Raw genomic sequence first — 22,453 nt, 5'->3', positions numbered from 1 at the left:
AAGGCCACCGAGAAAAGGAGCAGAGATGGAGGAAGGGGCACCCAGCCCGGCAGGGGAGAACAACGACGTCTATGCCGCCCAGCAGCAGATCATCATCGATGTGCTCGAAAGCCATGGCGGTGCGGCGATCGGTGTCATCCAACAGGCGCTGAAGCGCGAGCTGACGGACCGGCAGGTGCCGAGCCCGCCTCCGCAATGGATCGAGATGGTCGCCGAGGAGATCTCCCGCGACCGCCTCTATGTGGTGGCCAACGGGTTGGTCCCCCGCGACCAGTTCAGCAACCCCTCTGCCGCCCACCCGTCATGACGAGCAACACGAGCGTGGCAGTGGAGATCTCCCCCTCGCTGCCGGCCGAGCTCCGGGCGCAGGTCGACGGCGAGGTGGACTTCGACCTCGGCACCAGGGCGGCGTACGCCATGGACTCCTCCAACTACCGCCAGCTGCCGATCGGCGTGGTCACGCCACGGACGATCGACGCCGCGGTGGCGGCCATCCGGGTCTGCAGCCGCCGTGACGTGCCGGTTCTCTCCCGCGGCGGCGGCACCAGTCTCGCCGGTCAGAGCACCAACGTCGCCGTCGTCATCGACTGGACTCGACACTGCCGCCGGCTGGTCTCGGTCGACGCGGCGGCCCGCACCTGTGTAGTGGAACCGGGGATCGCTCTGGATGACCTCAATCGGCAGCTCAGTGGATACGGGCTGATGTTCGGGCCCAAGCCGTCAACGCACCGCAGCTGCACGATCGGCGGCATGATCGGCAACAACTCCTGTGGAGCCACGGCCCAGGCGTACGGCAAGACGGTGGACAACGTGCGCCGACTCGAGGTGCTGACCTATGACGGGGAGCGGATGTGGGTCGGGCCGACGTCCGACGACGAATACGCCGCCATCGTTGCCGAGGGCGGCCGCAAGGCTGAGATCTACACCGGCTTGCGGCGACTCCGCGACTCCCATCTGGCCCAGATCCGGACCCGCTACCCGGACATTCCCAGGCGGGTGTCCGGCTACAACCTCGACTCGCTGCTGCCCGAGAGCGGTTTCGATCTCGCCCGCGCGCTGGTCGGCTCCGAGGGCACCCTCGTCACGGTCCTGCAGGCCGAGCTGGACCTGGTCCAGGTGCCGACCGCGAAAGCCATGGTGGTGCTGGGCTACCCGGATATCGCCGCCGCCGGGGATGCGGTCGAGGCGATCGTCAAGCACCGGCCGTGGCAGCTCGAGGGGCTGGACCAGGTGCTGCTGGAGCTGGAGACGCGGGCACAGCTGGCGGGCACCGCGCTGGACGAGCTTCCGCAGGGCAGCGGCTGGCTGATGGTGCAGTTCGCCGGTGACACCCAACAGGAGGCGGACGACCGGGCGAGAGCGCTGATGGACGACCTCGCGGGCCGCGAGCACGCGCCGCAGATGACCTTTCTCGACGATCCAGCGGGAGAGGAGCGGCTGAGCGAGCTTCGGGAGGCGGGGCTCGGCGCGACCGCCCACCCCATCGGCGGGCACGAGAACTGGGAGGGCTGGGAGGACTCGGCCGTCCCGCCCGAGCGTCTCGGTGACTATCTCCGTGATCTCCGCCGGCTGCTGGACGACTTCGGCTTCGACCGGAACACGACCGCCCTGTACGGGCACTTCGGCCAGGGGTGCGTGCACACCAGGATCCCGTTCGAACTTCGGACAGCCGACGGCGTCAGGCACTTTCGAGCCTTCCTGGAAAAGGCCTCCGACCTGGTGATCTCCTACGGCGGCTCGCTGTCGGGTGAGCACGGAGACGGGCAGGCTCGCGGCGAGCTGCTGACCAAGATGTTCGGCACCGAGATCGTCGGGCTGTTCACCGAGGTGAAGGGCCTCCTCGACCCGAAGAACAAGATGAACCCCGGCAAGGTGGTGCTGGCCAATCCGCTGGACCGCCAGCTGCGGCTGGGCCCCGACTACAGCCACGCCGAGCCGGCCACCTACTTCTCCTACCCCCGCGACGAGCACAGGTTCTCCAAGGCTGCGCTGCGTTGTGTCGGCATCGGCAACTGTCGCAACAGCTCCAGTGAAGACCAGGTGATGTGCCCCTCGTACATGGTGACCCGGCAGGAGGAGCACTCCACCCGCGGGCGGGCCCGGCTGCTGTTCGAGATGATCCGGGGCGAGTCGATCACTGACGGCTGGCGCTCGACCGAGGTCCGAGACGCCCTCGACCTCTGCTTCGCCTGCAAAGGCTGCAAGTCCGACTGTCCGGTCAATGTGGACATGGCGACCTACAAGGCGGAGTTCCTGGCCCACCACTACGAGCACCGGATCCGACCGATGGCGCACTATTCGATGGGCTGGCTCCCGCTGTGGGCAGCCCTGGCCGGCCGGGCGCCGGGACTCGTCAACCGCGTCACCCATGCGCCTGGCCTGTCCGGGCTGATCAAGAAGGCCGGTGGCATCGCCCCGGAGCGTGAGCTGCCGGCCTTCGCTGCCGAGCCGTTCACCCGTTGGTGGCGCAATCGCACCCGGACCGCTGGCGGCGGGTCCCGCGGGCCGGTGTTGCTGTGGCCGGACACCTTCAGCAACGCCTTCCATCCGGGCGTGGCCCGGGCGGCTGTGCAGGTGCTGGAGGACGCCGGCTTCGAGGTACGGGTCCCCCGGGAGCCGGTCTGCTGTGGCCTGACCTGGGTGTCCACCGGACAGCTGGGCGTTGCCCGGCGGGTGCTGCAACGCACGCTGCGTGTGCTGCGGAAGGAGATCAGGGCCGGCGTCCCGGTCATCGGTCTCGAGCCGTCATGCACCGCCATGTTCAGGGCGGACGGGCCCGAGCTGCTGGACGGCGACGAGGACATGCGCCGGCTGTCGAAGCAGACCCGTACGCTCGCCGAGCTGCTGACCGAGCGCGCGCCCGACTGGGAGCCGCCTCAGATCCCGGTGAACGCTCTGGTGCAGACCCATTGCCACCAGCACGCCGTTCTCGGCACCGACGCCGAGACGGACGTGATGCGGCGCGCCGGCATCGAGGCGAAGACGCTGCCGTCGGGATGTTGCGGGCTGGCCGGCAACTTCGGTTTCGAGGCCGGCCACTATGCGGTCTCCAGGGCGGCCGGCGAGCGCGTCTTGCTGCCACGGGTGCGCGCCGCGGATCAGCGGACCGTCATCCTGGCCGACGGGTTCAGCTGCCGAACCCAGATCGAGCAGGGTGACACCGGGCGTACCGCGGTGCATCTCGCCGAGCTGTTAGCCGCAGGGTTGGAAGGGAACGCATGGGGTGGTGAGCGGCCGGAGCAGCTGATGGCCGAGCGACCATCGAGCACGAGCGGACCGACAGGCGGAACATCATCCGAACCAGCAGAGGAGCGATCATGAGTGGAACCGTTGGCGACTACGTCCTGCAGCGTCTGCGCGAATGGAACGTGCAGCAGGTCTTCGGCTATGCGGGTGACGGGATCAACGGGTTGCTGGCAGCCTGGCAGCGCGCCGACAACCAGCCGCCCTTCATCCAGGCGCGGCACGAGGAGATGGCCGCCTTCGCCGCCACCGGCTACGCCAAGTTCAGCGGCAGAGTCGGAGTCTGCACCGCGACCAGCGGTCCTGGCGCGATTCACCTGCTGAACGGCCTCTACGACGCCAAGCTGGACCACGTCGGCGTCGTCGCCATCGTCGGTCAGACCGCCCGCTCCGCGATGGGCGGCTCGTACCAGCAGGAGGTCGACCTGCTCAGTCTCTACAAGGACGTGGCCAGTCAGTACTGCCAGATGGTGACGGTCCCCGAGCAGCTGCCGAACGTGCTGGACCGGGCCCTGCGGATCGCCAGCAGCCAGCGGACCGTGACCGCGGTGATCATCCCCTCCGACGTCCAGGAACTGGAGTACACGCCACCCGAGCATGCGTTCAAGATGGTGCCGTCCAGCCTCGACCAGACCTGGTCGTCGCCGGTGCCCGACCCGGCGGACCTGCAGCGGGCCGCCGAGGTGCTCAATGCCGGCAGCAAGGTGGCGATCCTCGTCGGTCAGGGCGCCCGGGCAGCCGCCGAGGAGGTGACCGAGCTCGCTGAGCTGTTGGGCGCCGGGGTCGCCAAGGCATTGCTGGGCAAGGACGTGCTCTCCGACGAGCTGAGCTGGGTGACCGGGTCGATCGGCCTGCTCGGCACCCGGCCGTCCTACGAGCTGATGACGGACTGCGACACCCTGCTGGTGGTCGGCTCCAACTTCCCCTACACGCAGTTCCTACCGGGCTTCGACGGCACCGAACCGAAGGTACGCGCTGTGCAGATCGACGTCGACCCGACGATGGTGGGCCTTCGCTACCCGTTCGAGGTCAACCTGGTGGGCGACTCGGCGGCGACCCTTCGGGCGCTCATCCCGCTGCTGCGCCGACAGCAGGACCGGTCCTGGCGCGACACGGTGGAGTCGAACGTCAGCCGCTGGTGGGACGTGATGGCTCGTCGCGCCCAGGTGTCCGCCGACCCCCTGAACCCCGAGCAGGTCTTCTCCGAACTGTCGCCGCGACTGCCCGACGACGCCATGATCAGCGCAGACTCCGGCTCGGGGACCAACTGGTATGCCCGGCACGTGCGGATGCGCGGCCGGATGCGCGGAACCCTGTCCGGGACGCTGGCGACAATGGGCTGCGGCGTGCCGTACGCCATCGGGTCGAAGTACGCCCATCCCGATCGGCCGGCGTACGCGCTGGTGGGTGACGGCGCCATGCAGATGAACGGCATCAACGAGTTGATCACGATCGCCAAGTACTGGCGGGATTGGGCCGACCCACGGTTGGTGATCGCAGTGCTGCACAACAACGACCTCAACCAGGTCACCTGGGAGCTGCGGGCGATGGGCGGCTCGCCGCAGTTCCTGCCGTCCCAGCAGCTGCCCGACTTCGACTACGCCGGCTTCGCCCGTAGCATCGGCCTGGACGGCATCGCCGTCGACGACCCGGAACGGGTGGGAGCCTCCTGGGACGAGGCGATCGCGGCCCAGCGCCCCTGTCTGATCGAGTTCAGGACCGACCCGGCCATCCCTCCGATCCCGCCGCACGCGACCTGGGACCAGATGATCAAGTCTCTCGAGTCGCTGGTCCGTGGTGACTCGGACCGGCTGGACGTGGTCAAGGAGGGCTTCAAGACCAAGCTGCAGGATGTGCTGCCCGGCCGTGGAGACTCCTGACGCTGGAGCGGAGGTGACATGAGCGGACCCGACCGCATCCGGCAGGTGGAGGTCTCCGCCTACACGGTGCCGACCGACGCACCTGAGGCCGACGGCACGTTCAGCTGGAGCGAGACGACGATGGTGCTGGTCCAGGTTCACAGTGACGACCTGGTCGGGACCGGGTGGACCTACGGGGCCGGCGCGACCGCGGCGCTCGTGCGGGAGACGCTGGCGCCGCTGGTCGTCGGCCGGTCGGCCCTGGAGGTGGTCGGAGCCTGGTCGGCGATGGTCGCCCGACTGCGCAACATCGGCCGGCCGGGGATCGGGTCCATGGCGTTGTCCGCGGTCGACTGCGCCCTGTGGGACCTGAAGGCACGCGCCCTGGGGGTGCCTCTGCATCGGCTGCTGGGCGCTGCCCGGTCCGCGGTCCCCCTCTACGGGTCGGGCGGCTTCACCAGCTACGACGACGATCAACTGGCCTGCCAGCTCCGGCGATGGACCGAGGGCGAGGGGATGAGCCGGGTCAAGATCAAGATCGGTGAATCCTGGGGTGGCAACGAGAGCCGCGACCTCGACCGGGTGCGGCAGGCGCGCCAGCTGATCGGTGACGACGTCGAGCTCTATGTCGACGCGAACGGTGGCTACAACGTCGGTCAGGCCGTCCGGGTGGCGTCGACGCTTGACGCGCTGGATGTGGGCTGGTTCGAGGAGCCGGTGTCCTCCGACGACCTCGACGGACTCAGATCCGTCCGCGGGCGGACCCGGGCTGACGTCGCCGCCGGCGAATACGGCTATGACCTGGTCTACTTCCAGCGCCTCTGCAGCGCCGGCGCGCTCGACTGCGTACAGGTCGACGTCAGCCGCTGCGGGGGGATCACCGAGCTGCTGCGGATCGCCGCTGTGGCGGCGGCGTACAACCTTGACATCTCCGGCCATTGCGCGCCGTACCTGCACGCCCCGGTGCTCGCCGCCGTCCCCAACCTGCGTCATCTCGAATGGTTCCATGATCACGTCCGGATCGAACGACAGTTCTTCGCCGGCGCCACCGCACCCGACCATGGTTCACTCGCCCTCTCCGACGACGTCGTCGGCAACGGGTTGACCTGGCTGCCCGAGGTGGCGGAGTCCTTCCGGGTCCGTTAGTCGGTAGGTTCGAGCGGCAGCGTGTGGCTCCATATTCGGCGTTTGGAGCGCCACATGCTGCCACTCGGCAGCTTGGGACCCGCCTAGACGTTCGCCCGCAGTACCTCACGCAGCCGCGCCGCGAAGGCCGGCGTCTCACCGGCGAAACCCCCATGATCACCGGGAAACTCGGTGGCCACCTGACCCAGCTGCTCGGCCAGCGCGGCTCCGGTCCGATGCGCGAGCTGACCGGCGGACGTCGCTCCGACCCCGACCACGATCCTGGTCGGGGCCGCCTGCAGGGCCGCCAAGTCCGGCCGGAAGGCGGTGGTGGCTCGGATCTGGTTGGCATAGAAGAAGTCGTTGTCCGACTGCGGGATCTCCGGGGCCGGCACCGGCTCGGGCTCCGGGCTGGCCGCGAACTGGCGCGAGCCCTCCTCGCCCAGCACACCGATCGACAGCAGGAACTGCCGCATCGCGGCGTCGCTGCCGGCACGCAGATACGTCTGGTAGATGTCCTCCACCGTGGCCAGCTCCTCCGCCGCGTTGCTCAACAGGGTGAGCACCGGCGGCTCGTGCGCGACCAGGACGCTGACCTGCTCCGGATGGGCGGTGACCAGGGCCAGCCCGGTGACAGCGCCGCCGCTGCTGCCCAGCACCGCGACCGGCTCGTCGGTGACCGCTGCCAGCACTCGGTGGACGTCGTCGGCCAGCAGCTCGGGCGTGGTCGCCGCGGTCCGATCGGTCACCGTGCTGCGTTCGCTGCCTCGCGGGTCATAGGTCAGTACGGTGAAGTCCGAGGCCATCGCCTCGGCCAGCGCCGCGAAACCTGAGCTGCCCATCGGGGCACCGATCATGGCAAGCAGTGGCCCGGCTCCGCGCAGCTCGTAGTGGATGCTGGCTCCGGGAACGGTCAGGGTGTGGGAGGTGCTGGTCATGGCGTACAAGGTCCTCTCGCGTGCTGATCTTGGAAGGGTGGCCGATCGTCGGCACGTCTGTAAGCCTGCGCGCTGACCGGGCGGATGTAAACTGCGTCAATGAGGCAAACTCCCGACGCATGGGCTCACCGTGACCGCGCCTGAGGGTTTCGATCCCGCGGATCTTCCCGACCTCGGTCCTGGTGATGTGATCTGCTTCATGGGCCTGTACCAGTCCCGCTCCGGCATGATCGCCAAGGAGCCTGTGCAGGGACGCATCACCTCGATGGTTCCGACCCGGAGCCGATGGCGTGGGACGCTGGTCGGCCTCCAGGGCGACCTGGAGGATGAGTTCGGCCACACCCACCACTTCCGGTTGACCCGCCGGGATGCGGTCTTCGTGCGGCGACAGCCTGCCGGGGTGATGCCGGAGGACGACGTCGGACCAGACCCGGCTGCACACGTCGCCGACCAGACGGCGCGGGTCGACGGCGTCGATCACTGAGGTGGCCGACCGGCCCTCTTGCTGACGACGCTCATTGTTTCGTCGCAGGGCAGAAGGTCCCGAAGCCAGACCCGCGCGCTCGCAGGGTCTCCTCCCTGAAGGTTCGGGTGTAGCGACCGGTGCGATCGGTGTCGAAGTACTGATGGGTCTCATACCGGACCTGGTCGGCCGGGTCGTCGATCCACGCCCGGGGGTGGTAGCGGACCCATTGGCTCGGTGACGCCCCGCCGTAGCCGGTGACGAAGACGGTGCGATGATCACCGGTCTGCCGGATCGCCTGGACAGCGGCCTGCGAGGCCACCTGCCAACGGTGGGCCCCTTCGGTCGGATCGGCGGCCAGGTTGGTCGGCTCATTCATCAGCCCGTATCCGATGATCGCGGTGGAGTCGCGCAAGGCGGTACTCAGCTGGCGCCACAGGTCAGCGAACTGGTCATCGGGAAGGTCAGGGGTGCCCAGGGTCAGCCGGCGGTGTCCCGAGCCGTCAGCCACCCAGTAGTCGCCGTAGTTGTGCAGGTCCAGCACCACACCGAGACCGACGGTCTCCGCCGCTCGCAGGGTCGCCCGCACCCGTTCCAGCTCGGTCTGGTCGAGGGGACCGCCCGGCTGGTGCTGCAGCCGCTCCCAGGTGACCGAGATCCGCACGACGTCGGCACCGGTCTTGGCGACCTGGCGAAGATCAGCGGCGTCCTCGTAGTAGTAGTCCCGGCCGTAGCGTCCCGGTGTGGTGCCGCTGTAGGTGCTCGGGCCCTCAGGTCCGGAAGCGAACGCGCCGCTCGGCAGGTCGACTCCGCGCAGCGCGCCGGACACGTCGGCGTGTGCCTCCACGACTGCGGCCTGGGCACCGGCGTCCGCCGGTTCGCGCGCTCCAGTGAGTCGATAGACCGTCAGTTGGTACGAATCCGGCCACCACTTCCCCGCCGCCCAGGCGGTGACCCAGAGGCCGTCGCGGTCAGCGGCGTCGTACCAGTGGGAAGCCACCTCATTCCAGTCGCGCGCGTCCGGCCCCGACGGCCAGCCGACCTCGCCGACGTAGCCGCGCACCTTGTTCTTGTGCAGCCAGTCGACGTAGCCGCCCAGGTCGGACAGCGCCTGGGCAGTGACCGGCGAGTCGACACAGTCCGGGCTGGAGTTGCTGCTGACGAGGAAGGTGGCAAGGCCGGCGATCAGGGACAGGGCCGCGCCGGCCGCGATCAGCCTGCGCCGGCGGGGGTGGCGGGACAGCGTTGCCGGTGGCTCGGCGGTGCGGCTGAGCCCGGCCAGCTGCTGGCCCATCAACGCTTCTCTCTGGCAGCGATCGGCGGCGCCGGGGGCGACACCCGCCAGATCGTCGCCCGGTCCTCGGGCGCTCCGAAGCTCGCCACGATCCGGCCATTCTCGATGGCCTTGGCCAGGGTTGGGAACTGGTTCTTGGTGTCGCGGCTCGGGGTCAGGTCGTCGTTGAGGTGCAGCGACAAGGCGTCCTGCCGGTCCAGCGCGATGAAGTCGATGGTGCGCCACGGCTGACTGGCCGGCAATGCAACATCCTTGTCCACATCGAGCTTGGTGAACCAGATGACCTTCTTGCGGGGATGCCCGGAACGGACCAGGTCGACCCAGAAGGCGTCATCGACAACGAGGGTGTCCTCATGGTCGACGTTGCTCTTGAGCCAGGACAGCGCGGCCGCCTTGCCGGCGTCCCGGTTGCTCGTCCACAGGTCCTCGAGCCCGTACCGCCAGGGCCCGGACACCACCAGGGAGAGCGCGACCACGGTGCCGGCGACCAGCAGACGGGTGCCGATATGGAGGGTGATGCTGGCCACGGCCCGGAGCCGGTCGACCGGCCAGGCATGCCGAGGGAGCCGCTCCGACACTCTCGACCACTTCCACAGGATGTCGATCACACCGGCGAAGGTGAGCGCCGCAAACGGGATCATCGCGATGATGAACGGGTACGGCAGATAGCCGTTGCGCAGCAGGCTGCTCACCTGGATCGCGAAGGCGACGGCGAACGCCCGGGTGCGACGGAGCAGCAGGCCGGGAACGATGGCGACGAGGCAGGCCAGACAGGACCAGTGGTCGAGGCCCAGCCAGGTGGTGACGACCTTGTGGGCGGTGCTGGCGGGGTCGAAGATGCTTCCGCTGCCGACCCGGTCGAACAGCTGCCACTGGATCGCCCACTGCAGGCTGACGTGGCCCGGCCCAGCCCAGAGCTCGTTCTTGATCTGAGCGTACAGCGGATACATCAGCCCCAGCAGGGATACCACCATCATGTACATGGTCACGGTGAACTTGCGGTTGCGCTGGTCGGTGCGCTGCCAGAAGAGCAGCAGGAGCGCGGGCATGAACAACAGCGCGGTCTCCTTGGTCAGCACAGCGATCGCGAAGCAGGTTGCACTCGCCGCGGCCGCCTGGATCGAGCGTCTCGGTGAGGCGGCGAAGAAGAAGGCCGCCAACAACCAGGGCGTCACCAGGTTGTCCAGCAGCGCGGTCCGCTGGAAGTAGACCGCCAGCGGGCTCAGCGAGAACATGATCACCGCAAGCGTCGTCGTGGCACGGCCGAACTGGAGCCGACGAGCCAGCCGGAACAACAGCACCACCGAGATCAGCTTGCACACCAGCATGAACTCACGGCCCGTGGCGACGGCGTACGGCAGCCGTTCGAAGGCGTCGGTCACCACGTTGTAGAACGCCATCTGCAACTGCCCCAGCGGCGGATGCGCATACCAGTACGTGTAGTGCGCCAGCCGGTGCAGGTTGGGCACGGACCAGGCGTAGGCGGTGTAGGTGCCCTCGTCATCGAAGCGCGCCGGCGACAGGTACATGCCTCGGGCATGCACGACGGCCGCCACGACGAACAGGGTCGAGAGCAGGGTCAGGTCCAGCCAGTCGCGGCGCAGCCGGTCCACCAGGCGCTCACGCAGGCGTTGCAGCCGCTCGGCCGGCGTCGGCCTGACTGCACGTTCGAGCGCCTCGAGATCAAGCTCGAGATCGAGCGGAGGCAGTTCTGTTCGGAGGCTCACAGCACTGACTCCTGCTGATCGGTGACGTGGACAGGTCGATGGGCACCGACGTGGCTCGTCTTCTCCCAGGTCCGGACCCCCTGCAGCTCACGCGCGGAGGCGCGCATCGCCGCCGCGGCGAGGATGAGCTGGTAGGGCAGCGTTCCGAGAACCAGCTTGACGTAGTCGCGCAGCCGCACCTTCTCGTCGAAGGCACGCCCGAACTCGTGCAGACCCACCACCTCCACGGCCACCGTGGCGACGGTGGGCAGCAGCGGTGCGAAGGTCGCCATCACCGCCAGGTCGGGTGCCTTCAGCAGGAACATCGACACCAGCGCTACTGGCACCAGTGCTCCGGAGAACGCCTGCAGGAAGGGCATGACGAGCAGATACGCCGCCATCAGCTTCTGCCGCCGGGTGGGAAGCCTGCGCCACTCGCCCTTGCGAAGGACCTGCAGAAAACCCTGGCTCCAGCGCGTGCGCTGCTTGAACAGGCCCTTCAGCGTCGGTGGGGTCTCCTCGCGCGTGGTGAGCTCCGGGCTGTACGCGACGGCGACACGAGCGCCCCAGCTGGACAGCCGGACTCCCAGCTCGCAGTCCTCCGCCAGGCAGTCCGGGTCCCAGCCCTTCGCCTTCCGCAACAGGTCGGTGCGGACGAAGACGGTGTTGCCACCCAGCGGGATGAAACGCTTGCGTGCATGCAGGTGGAGCCGCGAGGAGAACCAGAAGAAATACTCCAGCACGTTGCGCAGCGACCACCAGGAGGACTGGAAGTTCATCAGCTGCACGCCGCCCTGCACGACATGCGCCTGGGTGGAACGGAAGCAGGCATCCACGTGCCGGAGCAGCGCTGGGGACGCCTCGTCCTCGGCGTCGAAGACGCCGACGATAAGACCTCGGCAGAGCGGCAAGGCCGTGTTGAGCGCCTTGGGCTTGTTCTTCACCGGGTGCGCGTCGACGGCCACCCGCACCCGTTCATCTGTGGCGGCGATCTGCTCGGCAACGCCGGCTGTCCCGGGATCGTCGTCGCCGACGATGATGATCACCTCGAAGTCGGGATGGTCCGACTCGAGCAGCCGCGAGATGGTGTGCGGCAGCACCTGCTCCTCGTCGCGGGCGGGGACCAGCAGCGAGAAGGACAGTCGTGGCTCGTCGGGCTCGGGGAACCGGGTCATGGCGATCGACTCCGGGGTGCGCCAGGAGTCGACCATCCAGGTCAGGGTGCTGATGGCCACCACCAGGAGGATGACAGTCGCTCCCAGGTAGGCGACGACGACGACTGTGTTCAACATCTGCGCTCAGCCCTCCGCTGACGGTCCGGCTGCGGACTGCCGCTCGGGTACTGGCACTCCCCAGCCGAGCTCGACCGCTGAGGTGACCTGCGACGGTGCCGGCCGAGCACGCAGGCTGAGCCGCATGTCGACGAGCAGTCGCAGATAGCGGAACCCTTCCTTGAGGGTTCCCTTCGACGTACCTGCGCTTCGCTCGACGAAGACGAACGGGACCTCGCAGCGCACCAGGTCAGGGTGACGAACGGCGATCTCCAACAGGATCTTGAACCCGCGAGGCGTCATGGGCTCCGTCAGCGCCTCACGGCGGAACAGGAAGAAGCCGCTCATCGGGTCGCGGATGTCACGAAGTCGATGGGGGAAGACCGCCTTGGCCAATACCGTCGATCCCCAGGAGACGGCGGTTCTCAGCACGCCGAGGCCCTCGTTCCGGCCGCCGCGGACGTAGCGGCTGCCGACCACCAGGTCGGCACTCCCGTCCACGGCGGCCGTCAGCAGCGAGGCCACGCACTCGGGTGGGTGCTGAAGATCACCGTCCATGACACACACCCAGGTCGTGTCGGTCCGGGCGAGGCCTGCCAGGACGGCGCCCCCAAGGCCCCCGCGGCGCTGTTCCCCCTGTCGATGCAGGAGCTGCACGTCCAGGCCCGGATAGCCTCGACGGCCGGCCTGCTCAACCACGAGCGGTGTCTCGTCGTCACTGTCGTCGACGAACAGCACCGTCGCGGGCGACGGCAGGCTGCTCGACAAGCGGGCAAGCAGAGGTGCGACGTTGTCAGACTCGTTCCTCGTCGGGACGATGATCGTCAAGGAGCCGAGGTCGGCAGCAGGTAGTGACATAGCAAGCCACGTGGCCTTTCACAGGTACGAGTGGGATCGGGTCAGGGAGGGCCCAGACCCGAAGGGTGGGACGGATTGGAGGCTCGGCGGACGATGGTGGCGTGGCCACATCAGGCGGGGATGGACTCGTCCCGCTCGTCGTCCAGGTAACTGCCGGGCGGTGGAGCCTTGCGCAGGACCGCCACCCTGACCAGGCCTCGAGCCGTCGCGCTTCGGACTCGGGCTGGTGGACGCCTCGAGGGCCGCCGCACCGTCTGTACCTCACAGCCGAGGTAGTAGCCGAGCGCTTGGGGCGCGGCGCCCACCAGAAGGCAGGGTCGCCCCCCGATCAGGGGTCGGATCGCGGCGGCGATCCTGATGGCCGGCGTCCGCACCGTTCCCATCCTGTGCAGCATGCCGTCCGCCTTGTAGAGCATCGGACCGACGTGCGCGACCAGCCCGACAGCGATGACCGCGGCCACGGCCTTCCGCCTCTTGCCCTGGCTGAGCTGGATCATGCTGACCAATGCCCCGGCAACCGCCAACGACAGCAGAGCGAACACCGGCAGCAGAAAGCGCAGCGCGGTGAAGGACGGCAGCAGCAGGTAGAAGGCCGCGAGCAGACCCGCCGGAACGCAGACCAGCAGCAGCTCTGGCAGCCGGCGCTGTCGAGCGGCGAGGAGGAGCCCCACCGCGGACACCATCGGTATGGCGACCAGCCAGAGAGTCGGCAGCAGTGGCAGTGGCCCCGCGTCCGCGAGCGACCCGCGTTGACAACAGTAGGTGGGGATGCCATCGAGGAGACGCGGGTAGATCTGCACATTGGCCAGGCTCACGTGGAGCCCACCGGGCCCGGCGCTCTCGCCCGATCTCAGTCTCGCCAGAGGCCCTCCGAACCGCGCGTAGGCCTCCATGACCCAGGGCAACCAGCCGAGGAGCTCGCCGACGGCGACGGCGCCGAGTGCGCCGAGACGGCGAAGTCGCGGCACCACCAGAGCACAGACGAAGATGGGCACGATCACCAGGACGCTGTCCGTGGGCCTGACCAGGGCGACCAATGCCGCGGCAGTCGCAACCAGGGCCGCTCGCCACCACCTCGGGTCCTGTACGCAGCGCAGGAACAGCCCGATCACCGCCACAGCGAACAGTGCGACGTACAGGTTGGGCATGACCAAGGGTCCGAACCACACGGTGAACCATGTCGTCGAGAACAACAGGGCCGCCAGCGGAGCGACGGCCGGATGCAGGATGCGCAGCCAGGGCCAGAAGGCGAGGATCAGTAGGCAGCTCGAGAGGACGCTGAAGTAGAGCCGGATGACCCCCAGACCGGGAGAGAAGACGGCAATCGGGGCTGCGAGCACCGGAACCCCCCACGCCCGGGACGAGGACCAGTACAGCTCCGGCACCGACGGGTCGACCATGGCCAGGTAGGTCGCTTCATCCGTGGCAAGCCCCAGGGGTCGCGGCACCAGCACCAGCTGCACCACGAGAAAGAGCAGGCCGACCACGACCAGCGTGCCCCTGCCCCCGCGGAGGGGACTCCTGACCGGAGGCAAATCGGGCGGTTCAGCCCCCTTCTCCGGCGTCGCAACTGTGGCCACGGGTCCCCCTCAGTGCGCGACCTCCCAGGCGCACCCGGCGCGATACCGACCTCGAGAACCGCACATCTTCAACCAATTGCAGACGTTCCCCGATTGTGCGACCTCAAACGCCCACATCCTTCGGCTCAACGCAACCGCTCAGCAACGCGCGTGAACGTGGCATGATCAGCTATGTCCGAAGGGGGCGAGCGCCGATGGTGCTCGGCAAGGAGGCGCGGTGTCCCAGTTCATGACCCTCGTGGCCGACCTCGCCCTGGTCGAGTCACCGCGCTGGCATGACGATCGGCTGGTGTTCTCCGACTGGGGTGCCCGGCAGGTGCTGTCCGTGACTCCTGACGGCCAGCGCGACGTCGTTGCCGACGTGCCTGCGATGCCGTTCTGCCTCGACCGGCTGCCTGACGGGAGGCTCGTTGTCACGGCTGGGCAGCAGCTCCTGGTTAGGGCGGCTGACGGCCGGCTCGCTCCCTACGCCGACCTCAGCCAGCTGTCCGACAAGGCCTGGAACGACATCGTCATCGACCGCCACGGCAATGCCTATGTGAACAACGTCAACTTCGACTTCCCGGGCGGGGAGTTCCGGCCAGGTCTGCTGGCCGTCGTCACTCCCAACGGCGAGGCTCGACTGGTGGCCGACGGGTTGGTCTTTCCCAACGGGATGGCCATCTCCCCCGACGGCTCGACACTGGTGGTCGCCGAGTCGTACGCCAGCAGGCTCACCGCCTTCGATATCCAGGCGGACGCGACGCTCAGCAACCAGCGCACCTGGGCCGCCCTGGAACAGGCGGCGCCGGACGGGATCTGTTTCGACGCCGAGGGCGCGGTGTGGTTCGCCGAGGTGCCGGGACAGCGTTGTGTCCGGGTCGCCGAAGGCGGCGAGGTCCTTCAGCAGCTGAACTCCGAACTGGGCTGCTTCGCCTGCATGCTCGGTGGTCCCGACGGTAGGACCCTCTTCGTCACCGCCGCAGCATGGCCCGACGCGATGACACCCGGCTCTCGGACGGGTCGGATCCTGACCGCAACCGTACGAGTTCCGGGGGCGGGCTGGCCCCGTTGACACCCGAACGACGACCACGATCACGAGAGGACGACACACCATGGCCGATGTTCAGCATGCCTTGATGCGTGCCTTTGCCGAACTTCACATCCGCGTGTACCGAGCGTCCGGCGGGCGATTGATGGGCAAGGTCCGCGGCATACCGGTGTTGTTGCTCAGCGTTGCCGGCCGCAAGACGGGAAGGACGCGCACAACCCCTGTCTCCTACTTCGAAGACGAAGGCCGCTTCATCGTCACCGGGTCGGCCGGTGGCGCTCCTGCCGAGCCGCAGTGGTTCCTCAACCTGAGGCGAGCGGATCGGGCAGAGATCGAGGTCGGACGTCGACGGATCGAGGTCACGGTGGCCATCGCCGACGCCGATCAGCGGGAGGCGCTGTGGCCCCGGCTGCTGACCCATGCCCCCTTCTTCGCCGACTACCAGGCGAAGGTCAAGCGGCAGCTACCGATGGCGATCCTCACGCCGACAGCATGATCACGTTCTCTGTGCGCTGCAGCTCGCGCGAAACTGATGCTCAGTAGTCGCGGGCGATGTCGGACCTGGCAACCGTGGCGAGGACCTGTTGCTGGTAATAGATCGGGCCACCCTCATCGGCGATGACGCTCGACGGGTAGTGCGTCGACACGAACAGCCCGTAGACCGCCCGACCGGAGATGGCCAGACCGAAGTAGTCGCCGATGAGGGCCCCGCTCGTGCACGGGTCGCTGTGACCGGCGCAGGCCATCTGCCCGATCCCGTCAAGATGCTGGGCCGGGTTCATCGGATCCCAGGTGAAGTCTGAGATGCGGGTGTTCGACGCTACCGGCTTGGCGCCCGACCCGGTGTCCTTGTACGCCTGAAGCGAGGTGGCGATGCAGAAGTTGGTTCGTCCGACGTCCGCGGCGAGCACGCTCGGGTCGTTGGGACAGGCGGCGCGGCGGTCGTAGAAGGCCACGGCCACCGCGCCCTCCGGCCCGGCGGCGACCGACGGCTGGAACTGGTCGGTGGCTACGCCGGCATCGCTGTTGTCGTTGACGAGTGTCGGATCTGACCAGGTCAGCCCGCCGTCGGTCGACTGGGTGAACTTCACGTCCATCTGCGTGCCGACCCAGTCTTCATACGTGAGGTACAGGTGGCCGGCATGGGTAGGGCTGGCCGCAAAGCTCTCGGTGATCCCGTCACGGAAGGTCGTGTTGGGAAGTTCAGCGGTCGGAAGCGTACCCACGGTGGCGGCCGCGACGAACGGGGAGAAGCTCACGCCGTCATCGGTGGATCGGGTGACGAAGATCGTCACCGGCCCCCGGTTGCGGTTCATGGGGAAGGACGCGAACGCGACGTAGAGGTTGCCCGCCGCGTCGACGGACGGATAGACGTACGTGTTCGACGGCCCGGTCTGCGACGGAGCGGTCATCGTCACCGCCTTGGCGAACGTCTGGCCCCGGTCACGCGAGACGGCGATGCGGATCTTGGTGGTGTTGTTGTTGAACACCGACCACATCGCATACACATGGTCGCGGTACGGGCTGCCGGGCAGAGCGTTGACGGCGACCCACTGCTTGTCCTCGACATGGCCCAACTGCTTCGCCGAGGCGTTGGGCGACTGCTCCAGGTCCTGACCGCCGTTGCCCTTCAGCCAGGTGCGGCCCAGGTCATCGGAGTACGACAGGTCGATTGCGCCGTCCGGATGGAGCTTCGTGCCGTCCCAGTAGGCGTTGAACGGCAGCGTGACCTGGTACGCACGGCCCTGGGAGTCGAACGCCACGTTGGGATCGGTGTTGTTCGTCCACGACGGCGGCATGGCCTGGCTGCCGGTCGACACGCAGTCATAGCCCTGCACCTGCGTCGTCTTCGTCGGCGTCGCGTTGGGCATGGTCATGGCGCCGAGATGGAACAGGTAGAAGGTAGAGTACTTGTCGAAGAAGATCTTGGACGCACCGAGCAGGTCCTCGGTGCCCGGTTTGACCGCGATCCAGGACTCCGAGTGGTTCGCGTTGTACGGTCCTGGCCGGCAGGTGCCGGCCACCGGCGCCGTCGACCCGGCGGGCACCGGATAGCCGCCTCCGGAGGTCGGCTGACTGGCGACCACATTCGTGAAGGGCGTACTTCCCTGCCACGGGGAAGGTGCAGCTCCGCTGGGCAAGGTCCCGACCAGCAACCCCGCGGTGACGACCCCAGCAGCCACCAGCAAGCGCCTCATCGCAACCTCCCCAAGTTCGCGTAATGCGCGCTGCTATCCGCACTATCACAACGGAATGGTCCTGCCAAGAGCCTGCGGGGAGCGGGCTCGACGACACGGCGAGCCGCAGACGAAAAGGGCTTGCCTGACGCCGGACCACCGGTGAGGCTGACCGGGTGAAGAACTTCGACCCGGCCAAGAGCTTCCTCGGCGACGCCGCGCGTCACAACGACGACAGCCCACGAGGAGACGAGCGGGAGACCGTTCAGCTGCTGGCAGAGCTGGCCCGAGGCCGAGCACTGGAGCTGGCGATCGGGTCCGGTCGCATCGCCCTCCCGTTGGCGGCCGCGGGAGTCGCCGTTGACGGCATCGAGCTGTCACCGGACATGATCGACATCCTGCGCAGCCGACCCGGCGGAGACAGGATCGACGTCCGGATGGGAGATATGACCACCGTGGGGACCGGTCGTCGCTACTGTCTGGTTTTCCTGATCTTCAATACCATCTTCAACCTGCTGACCCAGGACGACCAGGTCCGGTGCTTCCAGAACGCCGCCCGCCACCTCGACGAGGACGGCCTGTTCCTTGTTGAGGCTGCGGTCCCCAGCGCCTGGACAGCCAGCAACAGCTACGTCAACGCCGAAGACGTGGAGCTGGATTTCGTCACCCTCGACGTCTGCCGTTATGACCCGGTCACCCAGATCCTCGACGAGAGCCATGTCCGTCTCGACGCTGCTGGCGTGCAGTTGAGGCCCATCTCCTGCCGGCTGGCCTGGCCGTCCGAGCTGGACCTGATGGCCCGGCTGGCCGGTCTGGAGCTCCGCGATCGCTGGGGCGGGTGGCAGCGCGAGCCGTTCACCGCCGACAGCGTTCGCCATGTCTCCACCTACGGCCCTGGACGGGCGTGAGCCAGGACCAAGTCAGCCGATGACGAGGTTGGCCATATCGGCGACCGGGCGGAACCCCAGGGCCTGGTAGATCCGGTTGGACACGGGGTTGGCCTGGTCGGTGAAGAGGCAGACCCGGGCTCCCTGGCCGAGCAGGTGCCGGGACACCGCGGCGACGGCGGCACTGGCGTACCCGTGGCCACGGTGTGCTTTCGGTGTGAACACCGGACCGATCCGGGCCACCCCGAACGCCGGCGCGTTGGCACCGGTCAGGTGCACCGGCCGACCCTCGCCGTCCTCCCAGAACCAGATCCGCCGCTGCTCGATCCGGCGCAGCATGCTTTCGAGATCCTCCGTTCCCAGGTCTCCGCTCCGCGGCTGCCGGCCAGACTGCTCGTCGGCGGCGGCCCTGAACGCGTTCACCCAGCGAACCGCCAGGTCCGCCTCGCCGACGCTGACCAGCCGCAGCCGGCCCGGCACCGGGTCGGGCATGATCAGCTCGCCGAGCTCGAAGAGCCGGGTGTGCTCCGAAGTCCGGGGCGTGCCGCCGGCCAGCCGGCCGAGCTCATCCATACAGAGCCGGACGGCGGGCAGCGCGCCGTTGGCGGCCGGGCTCCACTCCCCTGTCGCGTGGAGCTGACGAGCCACTTGGACGGCGGCCTCGTCCGGCATCGGCAGCAGATACATCGGGTAGGGCGGCGCGGGTGCCGACCGCATCCCGGCACCGACGATCTGGCCGGAGTCGTCGGTGACGACCAGCCACCAGTAGGGCACGTGCGGGTCGCGGGGCACTCCCTCGGCCCAGTCGGTGCGGAGTCGACTGGTCACACTGGCGACCACGGTGTTGATCAGCGGGTCGGCTGCCAGGTAGTCCCCGGCACGCTCCAGGAAGGAACCGGGCTGGTCGAAGAAGGTCAGCTCCATGCGGTGACGCTACGTGGTCGGACCCGCATCAGCCACTCGTGGGCACAGCGGTGAGCCCGACGGTCAAGGGCTGGCCAGCACGGGGGAAGTCACCCTGCGGCACGCTCGAGCACGATCAGCGGGGTGAGGTAGTGCTCGACCACACGCCCTCCGAACTGGTCCGCTGCCTGCGCAGCCTCCTCGACCTCAGCGGCGCTCCAGTTGCTGAACGTGGTGAACAGATCGCGGATCTGATCGGTCCGGAACTCGACCGTCCAGTGGAACTCCTCGATGTGGATGGTGACGAAGTGCCCGCTCTCGGTCAGCTGCGCCGCCCAACCCTCGGTAGCGAGCTCGCCAGGGCCGCGTCGCGGCGGCTCGCCCCCACGGCGCGCGGTGATGGCCGCAACCCGCTCGCGGAACGGGCTGACCGGCACCGAGGGGTCGCCGAACACCGTTCGCCAGACGGCGAAGTGGCCACCGGGCACCAACGCGCGATGAAGCTTCGGCAGCACGACGTCGAGGTCGAACCAGTGCACCGCAGTCGCCGCGACCGCGAGATCGAACGTCGCCGGCGGCACGGGCATGGACTCCGCGGTGGCGACGTGCACCGCAGCTTCGGGCCAACGCCGGCGCAGCCGGTCGGCCAGGGCCTCACCGGGTTCGACCACGGTGACCGCGGCGCCGGCCTGCAGCATCGGTCCGGTCGCCTGTCCGGTGCCGGCGCCGAGTTCGATCACCCGTGTCCCGCGGCGCAGCCAGCCCTGCTCCTGCAGTCGGATCCACAGTGCGTCCGGATACGGCGGTCTGGCGCGGTCGTAGATCTCCGCGTGCGCATCGAAGTGCATGGGATCCGGCACTCGGCGCAGCCTAGTCCCCTTCAGCGCCATGGCCGGCTCACACTCGAGGGTCGCAAGAGCCTCGGCACTGCTCACGTCGAACACGAGCAGGACCGAGCCGCCGGCCTGCGATGCGAGGCAACCGTGCAGACGCTCGCCGTTCCATGCAGGCCCTCCAGGGGCTGCACGGGGTGCGTACGGTCTGCACGGCCGCGACGGTCCCTCCGGCAGGGCCGCAAGTCCGGTGAGATCGGGCCATGGGCCCTGCTCAGGAGGGCCGTCCGCCGCGAAGATGGCCTTGTTGAGGGGAGGCGCGCCATGACGCGAAGCCAAGAAGTCTTGGCCGCTCTCGAGACCACCCGAGGCTGGCAGGAAGAGCTCTACGAGAACCTGCATGCCCACCCGGAGCTCAGTTCCCCTGAGGCCGACCAACATCCTTGTCGGTCCGTACACGGTCCTCGCCGTGATTGCCTACACCCTCTTCGGCATCGGCCAGGCCTGCTACACCACTCGGTCGACCGACGCGGCCGTTCGCCAGGCCGGGCTGGTGACCTTCATGCTCACCCTGATGCTGGCCCTCATCGCCATCATCTCGATCGCCCTCACCATCCCCAAGGGCAGGAAGTACCACGAGTGAATGCGGCCGTTCTCGTCGGGCGATGCTAGCGTCGGCCAGTGACTTCGCTCATTCACCTCAATGGGCCTCCGGGAATCGGGAAATCCACGCTCGCGGCTCTCTATGCGGAAAGACATCCCGGCACGCTCAACCTGGACATCGACAGCCTGCACGGCTTGGTGGGTGGCTGGCGGGATCCGGACAACCACACGCACGAAGTCCTGCGACCGATCGCTTTGGCGATGGCATCGACTCATCTCGGCGGCGGACGCAACGTCATCCTCCCCCAGTATCTGGCTCGTCTCGAAGAGATCGATGCCTTCGAAAAGACGGCTCGCGACCAAGGCGCCGATTTTCGCGAGGTCGTGCTCCTTGCCGAGAAGGCGGAATCGATCGCGCGCTTTGACACGCGTAAGGACGACAGCGCTTGGGGTAGGCACAACCACTGGCTCGTTGAGGTCCAGGGAGGACAGGTGATGCTCGCTGCCATGTATGACCAGCTGCTGGAGATCCTGCAGTCTCGACCATCGGCCGTGGTCGTGCGCAGTGCGCCTGAGGCGGTGGAAGAGACCTACGCGTCGCTGACGCAAGCACTACTGCAGTCCGGGGACAGGGCTGAGCCGGTCGAAGGGTCTCCCGCGCCCTGAGCCTGTCGAAGGGCCTCCCGCGTCCGCGATATCGGCTACGACACACTCTGGAGTGTCGCACGATCGGGCCGAGGTGTCCTACTGGTCGCGCCAGCTGTAGCTCGGAGTCCAACCGAACAAGGTCTGCATCTTCGTACAGTCGAAAGCCGACCTTGAATCGTCGAAGTCGGGGGCGAAGCGGTCGTAGCCGTCGTAGAACTCGGCCATCAGCTCACGCAGCCCGCGCTTCGCCCGGGTATCGGCGGCCGCGATCAGGCACACCTCGTGACCGGTGCTCGTCCCTTCCAACGCGGCACGGTACGCGGTCCCCACATCACGGGCGTCGATGTAGCTCCAGAAGTTCCCCTTGCTGCGTCCCGGGTCCTCCCACTCGTCGGCGAACCGGTCGTAGTCATCGGGCGGGATGACGTTGTTGATACGCAGGCCCACCCAGGCCGTCTGCGGGTAGCGGACCGCGAGCGAGTCCGCGATCACCTCGCTCATGTACTTGCTCAGGGCGTACGCATTCGGCGAGGGGTAGCGTTCGGCTTCATTGAAGGGGATCTGCGAGGGGACTTTGCCCTCCGTCAGCAGTCCGGTCGCCATCTCACTCGAGGCATAGACAACCCGCGACACCCCGAGATCACCAGCCGCCTGCATGATGTTGTAGGCGCTCAGCACGTTGTTGTTGAAGACGTCAATCTGCGCTTGGCCACTCGGAGCAGGATTCGCGGCGAGATGACAGATGCCCTCGGGGCGGAACTGAAACAGCGCGTCGTAGACCCTGCCCGCATCTGCGAGCTCCACCCGGCAGAACTCTCCCGGAAGCTCCAATTCCGGTCGACGAGCGACATCGAAGTTCACCACCTCGTGACCCGCCTCAGCCAACTGACGAACAACCCACTGCCCGGCTCGTCCGGTCCCTCCTGTTACGACGACTCGCATCTGTGCAGACTTCCTCTCCGTCGATACGTCCAGCGGTGTGTCGCGGCCGCCAGGCACGGCGGCCTCCCCAGACCAGGGGTGCGCACGGACGAG

General features: G+C 67.9%; 20 protein-coding genes. 10 read left to right on the top strand and 10 right to left on the bottom strand.

The features are described 5' to 3' along the window. Positions 1 to 25 precede the first annotated feature (25 nt). The 4 genes from JOE57_RS10210 to JOE57_RS10195 are packed head-to-tail and all read left to right on the top strand — an operon-like array spanning position 26 to position 6,248. Complete coding sequence (locus JOE57_RS10210; protein ID WP_204917663.1) at positions 26 to 307, top strand: hypothetical protein; 282 nt, start codon at positions 26 to 28, stop codon at positions 305 to 307. Beyond that, positions 304 to 3,321: an FAD-binding and (Fe-S)-binding domain-containing protein gene (locus tag JOE57_RS10205; protein WP_204917661.1), complete on the top strand. Its 3,018-nt coding sequence runs from the start codon at positions 304 to 306 to the stop codon at positions 3,319 to 3,321. Before JOE57_RS10210 ends, JOE57_RS10205 begins: the two co-directional genes overlap by 4 nt. After that, positions 3,318 to 5,123: a thiamine pyrophosphate-requiring protein gene (locus JOE57_RS10200; RefSeq protein WP_204917659.1), complete on the top strand. Its 1,806-nt coding sequence runs from the start codon at positions 3,318 to 3,320 to the stop codon at positions 5,121 to 5,123. Before JOE57_RS10205 ends, JOE57_RS10200 begins: the two co-directional genes overlap by 4 nt. 18 nt (positions 5,124 to 5,141) lie before the next feature. Continuing rightward, entirely contained in the window at positions 5,142 to 6,248 is a 1,107-nt protein-coding gene (locus JOE57_RS10195; protein ID WP_204917657.1) for an enolase C-terminal domain-like protein, read from the top strand. 83 nt (positions 6,249 to 6,331) lie between these two features. Here the strand turns inward: JOE57_RS10195 and JOE57_RS10190 are convergent, their stop codons facing one another. Continuing rightward, the gene (locus tag JOE57_RS10190; protein WP_204917656.1) at positions 6,332 to 7,165 is read right to left on the bottom strand and encodes an alpha/beta fold hydrolase; all 834 of its coding nucleotides are present in this window, start codon (positions 7,163 to 7,165) and stop codon (positions 6,332 to 6,334) included. Positions 7,166 to 7,295: 130 nt separating this feature from the next. On the opposite strand from JOE57_RS10190, the gene JOE57_RS10185 reads away from it, so the two are divergent. Continuing rightward, on the top strand, positions 7,296 to 7,649 hold the full coding sequence (locus JOE57_RS10185) for a hypothetical protein (protein ID WP_204917654.1): 354 nt from the start codon (positions 7,296 to 7,298) through the stop codon (positions 7,647 to 7,649). A gap of 31 nt (positions 7,650 to 7,680) precedes the next feature. Here the strand turns inward: JOE57_RS10185 and JOE57_RS10180 are convergent, their stop codons facing one another. The 5 genes from JOE57_RS10180 to JOE57_RS10160 form a co-directional block, all read right to left on the bottom strand. Continuing rightward, a complete protein-coding gene (locus JOE57_RS10180) occupies positions 7,681 to 8,922 on the bottom strand; it encodes a glycoside hydrolase family 5 protein (protein ID WP_204917652.1) in 1,242 nt (413 codons plus the stop codon). Beyond that, a complete protein-coding gene (locus tag JOE57_RS10175; protein ID WP_204917650.1) occupies positions 8,922 to 10,649 on the bottom strand; it encodes a glycosyltransferase family 39 protein in 1,728 nt (575 codons plus the stop codon). Before JOE57_RS10175 ends, JOE57_RS10180 begins: the two co-directional genes overlap by 1 nt. Beyond that, positions 10,646 to 11,920, bottom strand: a complete 1,275-nt coding sequence (locus JOE57_RS10170) for a glycosyltransferase (RefSeq protein ID WP_204917648.1) — start codon at positions 11,918 to 11,920, stop codon at positions 10,646 to 10,648. Before JOE57_RS10170 ends, JOE57_RS10175 begins: the two co-directional genes overlap by 4 nt. Before the next feature lie 6 nt (positions 11,921 to 11,926). Then, on the bottom strand, positions 11,927 to 12,757 hold the full coding sequence (locus tag JOE57_RS10165) for a glycosyltransferase (RefSeq protein ID WP_204917646.1): 831 nt from the start codon (positions 12,755 to 12,757) through the stop codon (positions 11,927 to 11,929). A 110-nt stretch (positions 12,758 to 12,867) separates the two neighbouring features. Next, entirely contained in the window at positions 12,868 to 14,337 is a 1,470-nt protein-coding gene (locus JOE57_RS10160) for a hypothetical protein (RefSeq protein WP_204917644.1), read from the bottom strand. 217 nt (positions 14,338 to 14,554) lie between these two features. Here JOE57_RS10160 and JOE57_RS10155 point away from each other — a divergent pair, with 217 nt between their 5' ends. Both JOE57_RS10155 and JOE57_RS10150 read left to right on the top strand, forming a co-directional pair. Further along, the gene (locus JOE57_RS10155) at positions 14,555 to 15,391 is read left to right on the top strand and encodes an SMP-30/gluconolactonase/LRE family protein (protein ID WP_338041249.1); all 837 of its coding nucleotides are present in this window, start codon (positions 14,555 to 14,557) and stop codon (positions 15,389 to 15,391) included. Positions 15,392 to 15,431: 40 nt separating this feature from the next. After that, complete coding sequence (locus JOE57_RS10150) at positions 15,432 to 15,863, top strand: nitroreductase/quinone reductase family protein (RefSeq protein ID WP_204917642.1); 432 nt, start codon at positions 15,432 to 15,434, stop codon at positions 15,861 to 15,863. Positions 15,864 to 15,903: 40 nt separating this feature from the next. Here JOE57_RS10150 and JOE57_RS10145 read toward each other — a convergent pair whose 3' ends face one another. Continuing rightward, positions 15,904 to 17,565, bottom strand: a complete 1,662-nt coding sequence (locus JOE57_RS10145) for a sialidase family protein (protein ID WP_204917641.1) — start codon at positions 17,563 to 17,565, stop codon at positions 15,904 to 15,906. Positions 17,566 to 17,720: 155 nt separating this feature from the next. On the opposite strand from JOE57_RS10145, the gene JOE57_RS10140 reads away from it, so the two are divergent. Beyond that, a complete protein-coding gene (locus tag JOE57_RS10140; protein ID WP_204917639.1) occupies positions 17,721 to 18,452 on the top strand; it encodes a methyltransferase domain-containing protein in 732 nt (243 codons plus the stop codon). 12 nt (positions 18,453 to 18,464) lie between these two features. On the opposite strand, the gene JOE57_RS10135 is transcribed toward JOE57_RS10140, so the two are convergent. Further along, the gene (locus JOE57_RS10135; protein ID WP_204917637.1) at positions 18,465 to 19,355 is read right to left on the bottom strand and encodes a GNAT family N-acetyltransferase; all 891 of its coding nucleotides are present in this window, start codon (positions 19,353 to 19,355) and stop codon (positions 18,465 to 18,467) included. A gap of 89 nt (positions 19,356 to 19,444) precedes the next feature. Further along, entirely contained in the window at positions 19,445 to 20,194 is a 750-nt protein-coding gene (locus JOE57_RS10130; RefSeq protein ID WP_204917635.1) for a methyltransferase domain-containing protein, read from the bottom strand. Between the two features lie 373 nt (positions 20,195 to 20,567). Between JOE57_RS10130 and JOE57_RS10125 the strand changes: the two genes are divergently transcribed. Both JOE57_RS10125 and JOE57_RS10120 read left to right on the top strand, forming a co-directional pair. Next, complete coding sequence (locus tag JOE57_RS10125; protein WP_204917633.1) at positions 20,568 to 20,810, top strand: hypothetical protein; 243 nt, start codon at positions 20,568 to 20,570, stop codon at positions 20,808 to 20,810. Positions 20,811 to 20,848: 38 nt separating this feature from the next. Continuing rightward, on the top strand, positions 20,849 to 21,436 hold the full coding sequence (locus JOE57_RS10120; RefSeq protein WP_204917631.1) for an AAA family ATPase: 588 nt from the start codon (positions 20,849 to 20,851) through the stop codon (positions 21,434 to 21,436). A 78-nt stretch (positions 21,437 to 21,514) separates the two neighbouring features. Here JOE57_RS10120 and JOE57_RS10115 read toward each other — a convergent pair whose 3' ends face one another. Then, positions 21,515 to 22,360 carry an NAD-dependent epimerase/dehydratase family protein gene (locus JOE57_RS10115; RefSeq protein WP_204917629.1) on the bottom strand — a complete coding sequence of 282 codons (846 nt, stop codon included), beginning with the start codon at positions 22,358 to 22,360 and terminating at the stop codon, positions 21,515 to 21,517. Between the last annotated feature and the right edge of the window lie 93 nt (positions 22,361 to 22,453).

The sequence above is a fragment of the Microlunatus panaciterrae genome, assembly GCF_016907535.1.
GTDB classification, from domain to species: domain Bacteria; phylum Actinomycetota; class Actinomycetes; order Propionibacteriales; family Propionibacteriaceae; genus Microlunatus; species Microlunatus panaciterrae.
Note: the sequence above shows the minus strand (reverse complement) of the source record. Positions and strands in the feature narration are given on the sequence as shown.